Origin of the sequence: Ferrimicrobium sp., from assembly GCF_027364955.1 — a bacterium.
Taxonomy (GTDB): Bacteria; Actinomycetota; Acidimicrobiia; order Acidimicrobiales; family Acidimicrobiaceae; genus Ferrimicrobium.
Genome location: NZ_DAHXOI010000001.1, coordinates 203,634 through 218,699, shown reverse-complemented (window position 1 = coordinate 218,699; position 15,066 = coordinate 203,634). Strand labels below are relative to the sequence as shown.

The window sequence follows — 15,066 nt, the reverse complement described above, 5'->3', positions numbered from 1 at the left end:
TCCGCCTTTGGTTCTACCTCACTTAAGGTCGTGGTCGTGATCTGTGTCACTATCCCTAGCGCGGAGCTACCCTTATTGAAAATTACGCGCTCCAAATACAGGGATACTGTCAAGCGGTGTCACCTTGGATGCGATCACCGAGCGCACCTCCCCATTACACTGCAACCTCCCTGTCACGAGCACGGCAGATGAAAGGGCTGCTTCGCGAAAACGAACCCAAACGCCAGGGCGTAGGAGGACATTCACCAACCCAGCCTCATCCTCAAGGTTGAGGAAGACCACACCCTTTGCCGTACCTGGACGCTGTCGATGGGTAATGATGCCCGCCACCACTACCTTGGCCCCATCGCCTAACTCTCTTAGCCGATCGGAGCGCACGACGCCAGATCCTTCTAGTGAGGTGCGGAGCAACTCCAGTGGGTGCCCACCGGTCACAAATCCGAGAGCGCGAGACTCCATGCGCTGTCGCTCCTGCTCATTGAGGGGCGGGAAGGAAGGTTGTGTACCCATCGCCACGATACCCGAGAGCCCTCCTTGATCCCGCACCAACTCACCACTCTGCCAGATCACCGCATGACGATGTTCACCAAAGCTATCGAATGCCCCTGCTTTGGCGAGATTGATCATCTGCGACTCGTTGAGTTCGACACGGTCGAGAAGCGCTCGCCAAGCGTCGTACGGTCTGGCCCCGATGATGGCGTGAGCTTTCTCGTCTCCAATGCCACGGATGGTGTTGAGTCCCACCCGAAGCCGGATCTCACCATCATGCGCCTCCAAGGTGGTGATAGCTGACCCACGGTTGACATCAGGAGGCATAATCTCAACCCCATGACGAGTGGCGTCACGCAGCAAGGTCTGCGGTGACCAAAACCCCATCGGCTGCGAACGCAAGATACCTGCATAAAACGCTGCCGGGTAATAGCGTTTAAACCACGCACTGACATAGACAAGGTAGGCAAAGGAGGCAGCATGACTCTCCGGGAACCCAAAGTTTGCAAAAGCAGAGAGCTTCTGGTAGATCTCCTCCTTTGCACGGTCATCGACCCCGTTCGCCTCCATACCGGCAAAAAGACGCCTTTTGAGTCGCTCCATGCGCTCCGTTGATCGTCGAGAACTCATCGCCTGTCGCAGTTCGTCAGCCTGTGCTGGCGAGAACCCAGCAACATCCATCGCCATCTGCATGAGTTGTTCTTGAAAGAGTGGCACCCCGAGGGTCTTGGCGAGCGACCGTTCGAGCAGTGGATGCGAGTACGTCACCGCCTCCTCCCCGCTCCGGCGTCGGAGGTAGGGGTGGACCGACCCTCCCTGGATTGGGCCCGGGCGAATGAGTGCGACCTCGACGACAAGGTCATAAAAACAGGTCGGTTTCAACCGTGGCAATGTCGCCATCTGCGCCCGCGACTCCACCTGGAAAAGACCGATCGAGTCAGCGTGCTGTAACATCTCGTAGACCTGCTCTTCTTGGGGCAAAAGTGCAATGTCGACAGTAACGCCCCAGGCCTCCTTGACCAGGTCGACCATCTCATGGATCGCGCCTAGCATCCCGAGGCCAAGGAGATCGAACTTGACGAGTCCCATCTGTGCGCAATCATCCTTGTCCCATTGCAGCACACTTCGTTCTGCCTTACGCGCCCACTCAACTGGACAAACCTCAATGATCGGTCGATCACAGATCACCATCCCCCCCACATGAAGACCAAGGTGTCGGGGGACATCTTCGAGACCGAGTGCGATCTGAGCCATGTCGGCAGGAACTTCCAGCAGTGGGTGTCCGTGATGATCACGCGCATCCAGTGAAGCACGTAATGAACCGCGCCGTTCGATCTGGCGAGACCATCGGTCGATCTGTGTGGTTGGCACACCGTAGACGCGTGCGGTATCTCGGAGCACAGAACGAGCCCGATAGGTGATCAGGCTAGCGACTTGAGCGGCGTGTTCCCTGCCATAGCGACGAAAGACATACTGCAACACCTCCTCGCGTCGCCCACTCTCGATATCGATATCGATATCCGGAGGACCGTCACGCTCAGGAGAGAGGAAACGTTCAAAGAGCAGACCAAGGGCGACCGGGTCAGCGTTGGTAATCCCGAGGGCGTAACAGACGGCGGAGTTCGCTGCCGATCCCCGACCCTGGCAGTAGATCCCTTCTCTGCGGCAAAAATCGACCAGATCGGTCACCACAAGGAAGTAGCCAGCAAAACCCAATGACTCGATGATATCAAGCTCGTAGCCGAGCTGACGATAGGCTCCTGGAACCCGTTCGGCAGCTGCAACTCCATAGCGCTGTGGCGCTCGCTCAAAAGTGAGGTTGCGAAGCCAGGAGCTATCCGTCGCACCCGCAGGGGCAAGCGAGCGAGGCAGACCCGGAGCGATGAGCTGGAGTGGGAAACGACAGCGTTCCATCACCTCCAACGTCTGGGCTACGATACCCGGATAACGTCCAAAATGCTGTTGCTGCTCCTTGGGGGTGCGCAGTCGCGGCACCCCCGCACTCGGCAGGTATCCGTCGAGTTGCGCAAGCCGAGAGTTTGACCTGATCGCAGCCGCAATCGTCGCTAATCGCTGACCATGGCCATCGAGAGCGTGCACATTTTGCGTACCGACGAGCGGTAACGCCCGCTCGGTCGCAAGTGCAGCGAAGAAATCCGCTCGGACCGCATCCAATGGATCACCATGATCGTGGATCTCAATCACCAACGCATCATGGCCGAAACGCTCCTCCAATTCACTCAATCGACGTCGAGTCGCGTTGGGACCTTCCTCCATGAACGCACGCGAGAGGGGCCCTTTCCGACATCCAGTTAATACAATCCAGCCATCCTGTGGTTGGTTGGCGGCCAACTGATCGAGGGACAACGAAAAGACGCCCTTCGATCCCCCCCGAAGATGTCCTTCAGCAATCGTTCGAGAGAGTGCTTGATACCCCTCGATCGAGGCCGCAAGAATCACGAGATGCTCTCCGGGCGGATCGAATGTCCCGGTGCGCGTCTCTTCCTTACCAAGGGTTACTTCAGCCCCGATAATCGGTTGAATTCCAACGGAGTGAGCAGCCGCCAAAAAGCGAGGGATCCCATAGAGACCATTGTGGTCGGTCAGTGCAATCCCAGCGAGACCTGCATGGCTCGCCGCGGCGACAAGATCCTCGGGTGAGACGACACCGTCAAGGAAGCTAAAGTAGCTATGCGCGTGGAGTTCTGCGTAACCCGATATCAAAGGGTCGGGTACCGCATACTCCGATCGCACACTAGCGACATCTTGAACGCGCCAGATCGGTCGCTGTCGGTGGCGAGACATGCGTCAGGCAAACTCCCCCTCGAGCCACCAACGTTGTGCCTCTCGAATCACGAGACTGACCCCTTTGGGGGTGATCACCATCAGCCGCACATACCGTCGGCGACGGTGTTCCCACCAGCGCTCAACGACGACCCAAGGGCCATGAAAAGCCAAAATCACGAGCTGCTCACGGCCGAGAACGAGCACCGCGGGTTGAGGAAGAATGACTCCGTCCCCGTACACCCCCACAGGAACGCCAGCGACATCAAAGAGACCGATCTCACGGGGGTGTTGATAGACCAGGCTTGGGGCAGCACCGTGCAGACGACCTGGCCACGGAGCCCCAGTATCATCTGAGGGCATCGGAGATGGCCATCGCCCACTCCAAGGGACCCAAACGCCCTGCTCGCCTAGGGACCGACCACCCTGTATCACCGGTACGCGCACACTATCGTCACCATAGAGTGTCGTCAATCGAGTCAGTGTCGCAAGAATCGCCGACTCCTTGAGCTCCTGACGATCGAGTGTCAGCTGGCGTCGACGCAATGGGGACCACCCCAATGGTTCGATACGCACCTCAACCAACCGATCACGACGCGACCGCGTCGCCTGCTCGAACCATCGAAGTCGAGCGATCAGTTCCGTAGTACTTGCTCCATCAAGCACCTCCACCACTTTGGTGAGCTCACCCGTCGTCGTAACGAGGACCATGTTCGCCTTCACAAGTATCAGTCCACCCTGTTCGGCGGTGTGAACAAGTCGATCGAGTGGTCGCATCAGGCGGAATGAGATCCGTTCGATGGTGTCGCCATCGAAGACAGTCGTGGCACACATCACGATCTCGGAGGGATCATCATCCCCGACAACAAGATCGGCTTCAAGGCGACAGAGACGATGCCAGTGCAGTCCGGTGCCGCCAAAACGTGCCGCCACAACAGCACCATCGAGTCGTTGAAAATCAGCAACTCGCTCCATCCCCACCTCACACAACACCGCCGCCACTGGCGTTGGAAGGAGTTCAGTGACTCTGCGCTCGCCCACAAACGACACCGACTCCCCTGGACGTATTCGACACCCCATGCGTGCTGCTACCAATGCAGCAAAGGCAGAATCCGCCGCACCAAGCGTGGCACGCACCTGGGGGTAGGTCTGGGTCAGCGATGCAATGACCGACTCGATAGCCGCAAATACCTGTGGTTCGGACCCAAAGTAGCGAGTCATCGAGCCCAATGGGGCTATCAACGAATGTCGGTAGCGACGAAAGTGAGGAGAGACCGAGTCAAACATCCGCAACAATCGTGCAAGCCACTGCTCTTCTCGATACTGATCGCGCTCTCGCACCTCCAGCATGGGACAGCGTGCCATCGCCTCCGATGCACGCATGCCGACCACAACACCATGGTGTTTGGCTGCCTCAGCTACCTCCACGATCTGACCTCGGTACACCACTGCAGCGCAATCACGTACTGCAAGATCGAGCGCCAGCGCCGAAAGCCCAGTGAGATCGAGAGCAACCATACGTCGAGGAGTGGTCAGCATCATTGCGCCACCGTTGTTGCATTACCGAGCGTGAGCCCGTGCTCTTCTGCTGTCATACGCAGGATTGGAGATCCCAAGGGGCACTCCGGCGTTGGGACACCCCAACCGAGTTCCTCGACGACGAGCGTCACTCCAGGCAGAGGTCGTCGGAGCTGGTGATGCTCGATCGTCACCATACGATCAAGCATTACCAGTGCGCTCCTGCGCTCCCTAGCCCGCGCGACAAGTCGGTACCAAGAACGGTCGAGGACGGCCACATCCAACACGACCACATCAAAGGCTGCAACAAGCAGCGCAATGACCTGGGTCATCTCAGATTCATGATCGACCAATAGGACACGAGAAAGATCCCAACCGGCTCGTGCTAGCGCCACCACACCAAGATCGTGGAGGCCAGCAAGGGCGATGTTGCAACCCGCTTGAGAGGTGACACTGAGCATCTCAATCATGGCGGTATAGGACCCTGGTCCACGGACGCTGGTAACGGCGCCTGCCAGCAATCCCCCCTTTGGAAGCAACGCCGCGTACTCGGCCTTGAGCGGTAACGTTGTCGGTGGTTGATGCGAGGTCGCGTCAAGCAACGATGAGGTAGGCAACAGCTCCATAGCGACATAGTAGTACATTTGTTCGCTTTTCTGGCGTAGGTTCGACCGCACATACTCTCATAACAACGATGAACAACATGTTGCTTGGGAAAATCGTCGAACCAGATCTGCTAAGGTTGCGCTATGGAGAATACCCTCCTTGACGCATACGTGATCTCGAACACCTTCGACGAGGTGCTCACTGCGCCAGGACTTCCACGGCCAGGTTGCATGGAGCTCTACAGCGCACTGCAGGAGCTCAGCGAGACCGAGTTCGAGCAGCGATGCCAAGAGCGAGACCTCTCGTTCCGTGACCGTGGTGTCACCTACTCCTTCGCAGGACTGGAGGCACCCTTCCCGCTTGACCCGATCCCGAGGATCATCTCCTCACAGGAGTGGGCCTATCTCGAGAGCGGTGTCATCCAACGAGTCCGTGCACTCGAGGCCTTCCTCGACGACGTCTTCACTCAACAGCGGATCTTCCGAGATCGAATCATCCCTCACCGGCTCGTTCTCTCCTCCCCACTCTTCATTCGACAGGCCTACGGACTGGCACCAGCCAACGGTGTTCGCATCCACATCTCGGGCATGGACATTGTGAGGGGCCATGATGGGAAACTGATGGTGCTTGAGGACAACCTGCGAACCCCGTCGGGAGTCTCCTACGTACTCGAAAATCGGCGGAGTATGACGCGCATCTTTCCAGAGTTCTTTCGTGGAAACCGAGTGCGACCAGTAGCAAACTACCCGACAGAGCTCCTCCGCGCCCTCGTGGCGGCGGCCCCTCAAAGCGCGACTTCGGATCCAAAAGTGGTCCTCCTCACACCTGGCATCCACAACGCCGCCTACTTCGAGCACACCTTTCTTGCTCGGCAGATGGGTGTGGATCTCGTTGAAGGAGGCGATCTAGCCTGTCGGGACGGTATCTGTTATCTCCATACCACTGAGGGGGACCAGCGAGTCGATGTCATCTACCGACGCATCAGTGACGATTACCTCGACCCGCTCTACTTTGAGCCCTCCTCGTTGCTTGGCGTACCTGGCCTCGTCACCTGTATCCGTGCGGGTAACCTCACCGTCGCGAATGCAATCGGCAATGGCGTCGCCGACGACAAACTCACCTATACCTATGTTCCCGATATGATTCGTTATTATCTTGGTGAGGAGCCGATTCTCGCAAACGTTCCAACCTATCGGCTTGAGGACCCCGATGTCCGTTCATGGGTCATCGACAGGCTCGACCAACTCGTGCTCAAGCCAGTCGATGCCTCGGGTGGTGCCGGGATCGTGATCGGACCTGATGCCGACGAGGCGACGCTCATTGCGGCGAGAGCAGCGATACTTGCGAACCCTCGTGGCTGGATTGCCCAAGAGGTGGTCCGGCTGTCGACCTGTCCAACCAGAGTTCCTGAAGGTATCGAACCCCGACATATCGACCTACGTCCGTTTGTCATCAACCAAGGGGATCGCATCTGGGTGCTTCCTGGAGGGCTCACACGGGTGGCCTTGCCGAAGGGCTCACTGATCGTCAACTCCTCCCAGGGAGGCGGTTCCAAGGACACCTGGGTACTCGATGCCACCGCAGACAAGGTCGATCTCCATCCCACCAACGGCGTCGCAGCTGGCGAACATCTTGCCCATCAGGCGACTGTTCCTGAGCCAGATCACCCGCTACAAAGCACGAAACAACAGGAGCAATGAGATGTTGGTCCGCATCGCAGCATCACTGTTCTGGCTAGGTCGTTACTTGGAGCGCGCCGATGATACCGCTCGCATCCTTGAGGTACACCTCAACCATGAGCTCGAGTCTGGATCAACAGCTCCACAGAGTTCCTTCCTCTCTACCCTCGGTTTTGACAAGTTTGACGGCGACGAAGCCGACTCGGCGACACTCTTTGCCACACTGGGCTTCTCGCTCGACCATCCAAACTCGATCGCATCCTCAATTGTTGCTGCCAGAAGAAACGCTGGAGGGCTAAGGGAACTGTTACCAAGCGAAGTCTACGAAGCCATCAACATCGCTGATCGCCTCCTCGTCAAAATGCCTCGCAGAAGTACTTCCCTCTCCGAATTTTTCCGCTACGTCCGCCTTGCCCATGAGCGGGTTGCCATCACCGTCGGCCTCCTCAACGAGAGCTTCCCACGCGATGATGGTTGGCAATTCCTCCAACTTGGGACCTTTATCGAGCGTGTCGACATGACGCTTCGACTCCTCAAGTTTCGCCTCGTCTTCGCACCAGAAAGTCGAGATTGGGTCACGACGTTGAAGTACTGTTCTGCGTATGAGTTCTATATTCGCACCTACCATGGTCAAGTAGAGCCTGAGTATGTGCTCGAATTTCTACTCGTCGACCGCCTGTTCCCGCGCAGCGTCCAGTTTGGCCTACTGACGGCCGAGCGCTGCTTGGAACACATCGCACCCGACACCCATCGGAGTGCTCCGCCCGCGCCAGCCCAACGAATCCTCGGCCAGGCAAGAGCCACGATATCCTTCTTGACGAGGGAGGACCTCACCACACGAATCGAGACACTGCTTGAAGACTTGAGCCTTGCCTGCTCTCTCGCCTCAGATGCCATCACCCAGCAATACTTCGGAGACGTCCGCGGACAATCGTGGCAACGCGAAGTAGCCACCACGCTGCCACGGAGTGGGCGATGAGTTGGATTCTCTCCATCGAACACTCGTCGCACTATCGCTATTCTCTCGCATCAGATGGATCTCTGAACGAAGCAAGAATGCTCCCCCAGTCCGATCGGACGCAGTTCGTTCTCGAACGCAGTCTGATCGTGACGCCGTCGGCTCATGTACTGGGTTATCAAGACTACTGGGGGACGCTCGCACACGTATTTGAGGTCCATCAACCCCACCGAGAGCTCTCGATCATCGCTCGTTCCCGCGTACAGACGGGAACAGCCACGCTCCCACGAGATCCTTCGCCACCCTGGCAACACTATCGGGACCCCGTCTTCGATGACACCTTTGCCGAGTTTCTGGATCCTACTGCCCTGACACTGGTCGAGGATTCCGATGAAGTTGTCAACGCGCTCGAGCTCCTACTTGAGCGTCCGAACCCAGCTGAGGCGGCGCAGTGGGCCTCAGACCTGGTCCACGAACGTCTCACCTACGAGGCTGGATCAACCGCGGTCTCCACGTCAGCAAGCGAGGCTTGGTCGATACGCAAAGGCGTCTGTCAGGACTTCGCCCACCTGTGTATCGCCTTTCTCAGACGTCTCGGCATACCAGCTCGCTATGTCTCTGGCTATTACTATCCAGACCAGGAGGAATCGATCGGCGAGGTCATTGATGCTGAAAGCCACGCATGGGTTGAGGCATGGATCGGTTCATGGCTGCCGCTCGATCCAACGAATCAAGTCTTCGAACCCGAGAGGTACGTCGTGATCGGTCGTGGTCGTGACTACGCTGACGTCCCTCCCTTGATCGGTATCTACCGTGGTGGCGGCACCTCGACGATGGAGGTCCATGTGCGGGTGATCAGAGAGTCCTGATCCGCCGCCGCTTAGGCCGAGAGTTCCCAGAGCGATGCGTAGTGGCCACCCTGGCCAATGAGGTCAGCATGTGTTCCCTGTTCGGTGATCGCGCCATTCGACAGCACGTAGATCTGATCCGCCTTTAACAAGGTGGAGAGTCGGTGCGCAATCACCAAAGTCGTCCGGCCAGCCAGGACCTCATCGAGTGCCGTCTGCATCTGTGCCTCTGCAACGAGATCGAGTGAGGAAGAGACCTCGTCGAGGATGACGATCCGCGGGTCCTGAATGATGAGCCGGGCCAACACGACTGACTGCTTTTGTCCAGCTGAAAGTCGCACGCCCCGATCACCGATCTCGTAGTTGATCCCCTCATCATTTCGATCAAGGAAGCCACCCAACCCAACCATCCGACAAGCGCGCTCGATTTCAGCAGCTGAGGCATCCGGACGGACAAAGGAGACGTTTTCGGAGATGCTGCCAGTGAAAAGAAAGGGCTCCTGCGGGAGATAGGCGACCTGGCGGCGGTACTGATGCAGATCGAGATCGACCAACGGGACTCCGTCGACCATCACCAGCCCTGCTGTCGCATCGTAGAATCGCACCAACAGTTTGGCGATCGTCGATTTCCCCGCCCCGGTCTCGCCAACGAACGCAACACGCGCACCTGGGGCGACATCAAAGGAGACTGCATCGAGAGAGGGGTGCTCTGCTTGGGGATACTGGAAGGTGACATCCCGGAACGCGATTGCGCCCTGGATTTGATCGAGTTGGACGGGATGGTCAATGGGATGGATGGAGATATCACGCGCCATCAAACGCCGAATTTGACGGGCAGCCACCCGGGCCTGCTGGAACTGGTCAAAGGTCTGCGAAAGTTGTTGGATCGGAGAGAAAAACTGATTGACATAGAGCGTGGCTGCCAACAACGTCCCAACCGCTAGCGTATGGCTCAACACCTGACTCCCACCATAGAGCAGCGTCAGCGCGGTGGTGACGTCTGCCAGCATCAACAAAAATGGGAAGTAGATGGAGATCGCCTTCTGCGCGTCCATGCGTGCATCGCGATATCCACTACTCAAAGAATCAAAGCGATTGATCGCTTCACGGCCACGATTTTTTGCCCGAGAAGCTCGCACCCCAGAGACCTGTTCCTGGAAGTTGGCGTTGACCGCCGCAATACGTTCTCGTGCCGTGGTATAGGCACGATTAGAGTACCGCTGGAAGATGATGCTCGCCAGGATGGTCAGCGGCAGGCTAGCGACCAAGACGAGCGCGATGCTTGGCGCGATGATCACCACCACCACCAGCACAAGACCAAAGGAGACCACCGAGACCAGCGCCGTGATCAAGCCATTTTGAACAAGATTTGAAAAGGCATCGACATCGCTGATCATGCGGGTCATAATACGACCCGACATCTCTGACTCATAGTAGTCCATGTCGAGGCGAAGGATTTTTTGGAAGATCCGCGAGCGCAACAGCAGCAAGAACTTCTCTGCCGCAAGTCCTGCAATCACCTGTTCGAGGATCACAACGATCAGATCGACCACGGAGATGATACCGAGGGCAAGGGCCGCATCGACGACCAGTGGCCGCGCGTGACGCAGCACACCGACATCGATACCCGAGCGCAGCACAAGTGGGGAGGCAAGGCTCAACAGCGCATCAAGGGCGACCAATATCGCACCAACGATCACGCCAACCCGGATGAGCTTAAAAAGACTCCCAAATCGAAAGCGCTCATCAACCCAACCAAGATCAACCCAACGGTCGATCAACCGTGGAACCACTACCGGAACCTCTTGTTTGACGACGGGTTCGGCGCCACTCTCCACAAGAGCCATCCTTGGGGTCTCGACGAGCGCCTCGGACTCACCGCTCATGAGTTCGACATAGGCTGGCTCCGTTGCCAACAGTTCCTCGTGGGTGCCAATCGCGATGATACGGCCGTGATCCATCAGCACGATACGGTCAGCCAGATGTAAGGTCGATCGCCGATGAGCGATAAGAATCATCGTCCGCCCGGCGCCGGCTGAACCAATCGCGTCAAGAATTTCCGCCTCGGTTGCCGGATCAACCGAAGAGGTCGCATCGTCGAGGATGAGTATGGGTGGCGATCCAAGGAGAGCGCGAGCGAGTGCAATGCGTTGTCGTTGGCCACCGGATAGACGGACCCCCCGCTCTCCAACCACGGTCTCGTAACCTTGCGGAAGATCCATCACAAACTCATGGACCCGCGCTGCCCGCGCTGCCCGCATCAACTCATCCTCGCCGATATCTGATCGGCCAAGGGCGATGTTGGCCCGCACGGTATCAGAGAACAGAAAGCTCTCCTCGAAGACGATGCCGATCGATTGGCGCAAGGATCCAAGATCCCACTGATTTACTGGCACACCATCGATAGTGATCGCCCCCGTCTGGGGCTCATAGAAACGGGGAATGAGAAGGGCGAGCGACGACTTGCCAGAGCCAGATGAACCGACAACAGCGACGGTTTCGCCGGGTGTGATGCTAAGGTTCAAGCCATCGAGGACCGACACCCCTGGCTTATAGGCGAAGTGGACATCGCTGAACTCGATAGCGCCCTGTACTGCTACGGGAATATAGGGATCCGCTGGCTGCACGATTGCAGGGTTGATCTCGAGCAGTCCAAAAATGCGCTCCACGCCAGCCCTCGCCTGTTCGGAGAGGGCAACCAAGACCGAGAGTTGACGCACTGGCAAAATCAACTCAACGATGTAGGTGGTAAAAAGAAGAAAGGCGCCAACCGAAAGATGACCGTTGATGGCCGCATAGCCCCCAATGCCGATCACCAGCGCCTCAGTGAGTAACGGGACGAGTTGGAGAAAAGCCTGCAGCTTTGCCTGACGCCAGATCGTAGCCACTCTTGCCCGATAGAGGCGTCGAGCCCTCGCATGAAGACGATCCAGCAGCACATCCTCGAGAGCAGATCCCTTGACGACGGCGATCCCTCGTACCGTCTCCTCAACAACCTCGTTGACCGCCCCCTTCTCCTGCTGCGCGATCAGACTCACCGGAAAAATCTGCTTCCGCAACCGTATCGAGGCTGCTCCGATCAGCACAAGGGACAACGCTACCAAGAGTGCAAGAGGCCAGTACACCACCGCCATCACGACGATGGAGAGCAGCGCGAGCAGCGCATTACCAAACAGTCGCGGCAGAAACGAAAGTAACCCTTGAATCAAGGAGACGTCAGCGTTCGCCTCGGAGACCAACTGACCGGTCTGCAACGTATCGTGAGCTGCGAAGTCGATGCGCTGTAGGTGATTGAAGATCCGAGTTCTCAGGTAGTGTTGGACACCAAGGGCCAAACGTCCACCAAAGAAACGCCGCAGGAAGGCAAGACCAAAGGCGGCCACCGCCAGCACGATAAGCCCCACGAGCCAACCAACCTGTTCGTGATGGCCGTGCAGCGAATCGACAAAGGCCTCCTCAAAGATGGGCACGAACAGCGTTGCTACTGTTCCGAGGATGGCAGTGGCAAGAGCAATGAATAGCTCCTTCCGCTGTGTGAGCACCACTCCAACGAGTTGAGCCATCCACCCTTTCTTCAATCTCCAACCACCTCTGCTATTATCGTCCGCTCAGCTATGCTCCATCCAGCCTAGTTCGACGCCAAACCTATCAAGGAATCACAGATGCGTGACAGGGACCTGACCCATTCTCCCTGCCTGGAAGTCGGCGATCGCCTGTTCAAGCTCGGCACGGGTATTCATCACAAACGGTCCATAGTGAGCGACCGGCTCGCCGATAGGCTGGCCACCCAGGAGAACCACCTCCGCTTTACCGACACCAGGGTTGACCAGTTCGAAGAAGTCACCATCGCCAAAGACTGCTAGCTGCGATGCCTGTGCAGCCACGCGCGTCGATCCAAACTGGACGGCGCCCTCCATCACGTAGATAAGAAGATTGAAGGCAGCTGGCCAGTCAAGTGAAAGGCGTGCACCCGGATGCAGCGTCGCATGCACCATGTTGATCGGGGTATAGGCAACACCGGGTCCACGCAGATCAGGGCCGAGACCACCCGCGATCACCCGCAGGCGAACATCACGGTATGGACTTGTCCCCACCGCCACCTTCCGATGTCCGATGTCCTGATAGCGAGGCTCCACCCACTTCTGCCGAGACGGTAGATTGACCCACAGTTGCAGTCCGTGAAAGAGGCCTCCTTGCACTACCAGTTCCTCTGGGGGGCGCTCAATATGGAGAATGCCAGCACCTGCCGTCATCCACTGCGTATCACCTTGACCAAGGCTGCCACCACCCCCGATTGAGTCCTGATGGACGAACTGACCCTCCATCAGGTAGGTGACCGTCTCAAACCCACGGTGGGGATGCCATGGCGTGCCTTTTGGCTCGCCTGGTCCATACTCCACCTCACCCATCTCATCCATGTGGACAAAGGGATCAAGCTCTGACATCGGCACCCCAGCGAAGGCTCGTTTCACCGGAAAGCCCTCACCCTCTAGACCGCTTGGCGCCTTAATAAGCCTCCGCGGGAGTCGCTCACGAGCACCCCCTCCTACGGTAGTTGTTACGATGGTCGCCTGTTCGAGCCCGCTGGATACCACGGCACACCTCATCTTCCGTTGCAGTTGCAACTATTATGCTAGTCGCCCGCTTTTCGTGGTAGGCACTACCTCCCCCACTCGCTGCGGAAGCGTACCCGGGCCGGGACAAGGATCGTTCGTCGAAACTCTACCAGCTCCTGGTGCGAGTAGGCCGTCCGTTCGACCACCAACACCGGCTCTGTCTCGGCAATGCCAAGTAATTCAGCTTCGTTCGCCGAGGGCATCGCAGCGGAAACCTCGTCAGCTCCAGCCGTGACCGTGATACCAGTTCCTGACTGCAGCACGGCGTAGAGTGACCCCACCTGCGTCAGGTCAACATCCTCGAAACTATCGGCGTTCGCTCGTGGCAAGTAGGCTCGCTCAAGGGCCAAGCGCTCATGTTGGGATCCGCGCAATCGCTCGATCAAATAAAACTCCTCAGACTCCAGCCCGAGTCGATGCGCCAGCGCTGGTTCGGAGATCAGCCCCTTCCAGAGGAGTTCTGCGACCTCCTCAAGTCCAGACTCTGCGATCCTACCAGCTAAGGAAAATCGGTGATTGTGGAGTGACTCAAAACTCTCTCGCGCAACCACGAAAGTGCCTTTACCCTGTCTCGATTCAAGGTACCCCTCGGAGCGCAGATAGCGTATCGCTTCACGCACCGTTGACCGTGACACCTTGTAGCGTTCCACCAGTTCAGGTTCGGAGGGGAAATGGCGATAGTATCGCCCAGCTTCGATCCCCTCGCGCAGCGCCTCAGCTAGCTGGGCCCAGAGCGGCAGACCAGCGTTTGCATGCGACTGTGACTCGATCACTAATCACACACCCAATCGGCACGCCGGGCTCCCGTGTTGCTAGTTTTCACATCCTTTAGTCTACTTTGCCTCTTGGGGGGAGAAAAACCGAGTGGGCAGGGGCGCACTCAACGCTTGCACCGGCCGAAACGAACGGCGGTGCTCAACTGAAGGTCCTTGCCAATGGAGACCAAATCGGTGCCGTTTGGAGCCATACCCCTTCGATGCGAGAAAATCCCAATAGGGCAACTCCTGGTCAAGGCTAGCCATCACCGCATCACGGGCCAACTTGGCTGCAATCGAGGCCGCCCCGATCAGTGGATGCAAACGATCGCCACCCACGATCATCTGCACGTTGGAGCGTTGAAGATAGTTGTGTTTTCCATCGAGCAGCAAACGGTGGTCGCCAATGGTCGCCGTCGTCTTCCTCTCCAGCTCGACCAACCCTCGCTCAGCCGCCACGACAAGAGCCGCTGTTAACCCGAGGGTATCGATCTCCAATGCCGTCGCGTACCCAACACCAAAAGCTAGCCCTGCACTTTGGAGCTGCTCATGCAACGCGCGCCGTCGCTGTGGCGAGAGTGCCTTCGAGTCATAATACGAATCCGTTTGACGGCGCCTAAGAATATGCCCTGCAATCCTCTCATCGCCCAAAGCGACACCGACCGCCAGTGGACCAGCCCAGGCACCCCGTCCCACCTCATCAATACCCACCGACATCATGGACAGGCTAGCCCACCCTAAGGGTCAAACACCTGCGAATCCGTCTACACCAGGCGATCTGGTCGGCTCGGAGGTCCGCGCTCCCCAAAGGTG

The 15,066-nt window shown here is 57.8% G+C and carries 10 protein-coding genes; 3 read left to right on the top strand and 7 right to left on the bottom strand.

The annotated features are described in order from the left end of the window. Positions 1-72: 72 nt before the first annotated feature. The 3 genes from M7Q83_RS00965 to M7Q83_RS00955 are packed head-to-tail and all read right to left on the bottom strand — an operon-like array spanning position 73 to position 5,435. A complete protein-coding gene (locus M7Q83_RS00965; protein WP_298334441.1) occupies positions 73-3,243 on the bottom strand; it encodes an error-prone DNA polymerase in 3,171 nt (1,056 codons plus the stop codon). Between the two features lie 54 nt (positions 3,244-3,297). Continuing rightward, on the bottom strand, positions 3,298-4,815 hold the full coding sequence (locus M7Q83_RS00960; protein WP_298334438.1) for a hypothetical protein: 1,518 nt from the start codon (positions 4,813-4,815) through the stop codon (positions 3,298-3,300). After that, complete coding sequence (locus M7Q83_RS00955; protein WP_298334437.1) at positions 4,812-5,435, bottom strand: hypothetical protein; 624 nt, start codon at positions 5,433-5,435, stop codon at positions 4,812-4,814. Before M7Q83_RS00955 ends, M7Q83_RS00960 begins: the two co-directional genes overlap by 4 nt. 105 nt (positions 5,436-5,540) lie before the next feature. Here M7Q83_RS00955 and M7Q83_RS00950 point away from each other — a divergent pair, with 105 nt between their 5' ends. Genes M7Q83_RS00950 through M7Q83_RS00940 form a run of 3 tightly spaced genes read left to right on the top strand, consistent with a single transcriptional unit; the run spans position 5,541 to position 8,903 of the window. Next, the gene (locus M7Q83_RS00950) at positions 5,541-7,097 is read left to right on the top strand and encodes a circularly permuted type 2 ATP-grasp protein (RefSeq protein WP_298334435.1); all 1,557 of its coding nucleotides are present in this window, start codon (positions 5,541-5,543) and stop codon (positions 7,095-7,097) included. A gap of 1 nt (position 7,098) precedes the next feature. Continuing rightward, complete coding sequence (locus tag M7Q83_RS00945) at positions 7,099-8,055, top strand: alpha-E domain-containing protein (RefSeq protein WP_298334433.1); 957 nt, start codon at positions 7,099-7,101, stop codon at positions 8,053-8,055. Continuing rightward, positions 8,052-8,903, top strand: a complete 852-nt coding sequence (locus tag M7Q83_RS00940; protein ID WP_298334431.1) for a transglutaminase family protein — start codon at positions 8,052-8,054, stop codon at positions 8,901-8,903. Before M7Q83_RS00945 ends, M7Q83_RS00940 begins: the two co-directional genes overlap by 4 nt. 11 nt (positions 8,904-8,914) lie before the next feature. Here M7Q83_RS00940 and M7Q83_RS00935 read toward each other — a convergent pair whose 3' ends face one another. The 4 genes from M7Q83_RS00935 to M7Q83_RS00920 form a co-directional block, all read right to left on the bottom strand. Next, positions 8,915-12,445 carry an ABC transporter ATP-binding protein gene (locus tag M7Q83_RS00935; RefSeq protein WP_298334429.1) on the bottom strand — a complete coding sequence of 1,177 codons (3,531 nt, stop codon included), beginning with the start codon at positions 12,443-12,445 and terminating at the stop codon, positions 8,915-8,917. 93 nt (positions 12,446-12,538) lie between these two features. Then, positions 12,539-13,447 (bottom strand): pirin family protein, encoded by a 909-nt coding sequence (locus M7Q83_RS00930; RefSeq protein WP_366526349.1) that lies wholly within the window; start codon positions 13,445-13,447, stop codon positions 12,539-12,541. 95 nt (positions 13,448-13,542) lie between these two features. After that, the gene (locus M7Q83_RS00925) at positions 13,543-14,271 is read right to left on the bottom strand and encodes a GntR family transcriptional regulator (protein WP_298334425.1); all 729 of its coding nucleotides are present in this window, start codon (positions 14,269-14,271) and stop codon (positions 13,543-13,545) included. A 60-nt stretch (positions 14,272-14,331) separates the two neighbouring features. Further along, entirely contained in the window at positions 14,332-14,970 is a 639-nt protein-coding gene (locus tag M7Q83_RS00920) for a ribonuclease HII (protein ID WP_298334423.1), read from the bottom strand. Positions 14,971-15,066 lie beyond the last annotated feature (96 nt).